At 70.2% G+C, this 1,036-nt stretch carries 1 protein-coding gene; it reads left to right on the top strand.

The window, feature by feature from the left end; translation table 11 throughout:
• A partial coding sequence (lepB, locus tag EES42_RS00495) for a signal peptidase I (protein WP_241196183.1) occupies positions 1 to 599 on the top strand: 599 nt, incomplete at its 5' end.
• Between the last annotated feature and the right edge of the window lie 437 nt (positions 600 to 1,036).

Raw genomic sequence — 1,036 nt, 5'->3', positions numbered from 1 at the left:
CCCCCTGGTTCGGCGCGGAGCCCGAGCGCGGCGAGGTCGTCGTCTTCCACGACCCGGGCGGCTGGCTGGACGACACCGAGGACGTCCACCCGAATGTGGTCCAGAAGTTCCTCAGCTTCATCGGACTGATGCCGTCCGCCGAGGAGAAGGACCTGATCAAGCGGGTCATCGCCATCGGTGGCGACACGGTGGAGTGCAGGGAGAACGGCCCCGTCGTGGTCAACGGCACGGCCCTGGACGAGCAGTCGTTCATCTTCCCCGGCAACACCGCGTGCAACGACGAGCCGTTCGGCCCGATCAAGGTGCCCGAGGGCCGGATCTGGGTGATGGGCGACCACCGCCAGGACTCCCGCGACTCCCGCTACCACCAGGAACTGCCGGGCAACGGCACGGTCTCCAACGACGAGGTCGTCGGCCGGGCCTTCGTCGTGGCGTGGCCGATCAACCGCTGGGCGACGCTGCCGATCCCGAAGACCTTCGACCAGCCGGGCCTGGGTGCCGCGATGGCCGCGGCGCCCGGTGCGCTCGGTCTCGCCGGGGCCGTGCCGATCGTGCTCTGGCGCAGGCGGGTCCGGCTCTCCTCCGAGCGGCGGAAGTGACTGACGCCCCGTCATGGTCCATCGGGCCGCACCGGTTCGGTGGGGCGGGGCGATGGTGTCGTGGCGGGGCGATGGCGTTGTGACCGAGGAAACGGCAAGATCGAATAAATGCGGGACGCTCGCCGGTTGTTCTTCACGGGCCTCAGGAACTCCCGCTCGTTGTTCAGGGGCAGTGGGCCTTTGAACGGACGGGGTCCTGGAGAAGGCGGGGGCACATAGTGAGGACTGGATGTGAGTGACGTGGCTGCCGGTGCACGACCTGGACAGGGAGACCCCGCGAAGGGGCCCGACCGGTCCGCTGATCCTGCCGTCGAACCGGCGGCCGATTCCGCGGCCGGTCCGGCGGCCGGTCCGGTGGGAGGGGCGCCGGATCCGGACACGCCCGTGGATGAGCAGGCTCCGGACGGGGACGGCAGGAAGGCGGCGAGGAAGCAGCG

This window comes from Streptomyces sp. ADI95-17 (genome assembly GCF_003846175.1).
GTDB classification, from domain to species: Bacteria; Actinomycetota; Actinomycetes; order Streptomycetales; family Streptomycetaceae; genus Streptomyces; species Streptomyces sanglieri.
Note: the sequence above shows the minus strand (reverse complement) of the source record. Positions and strands in the feature narration are given on the sequence as shown.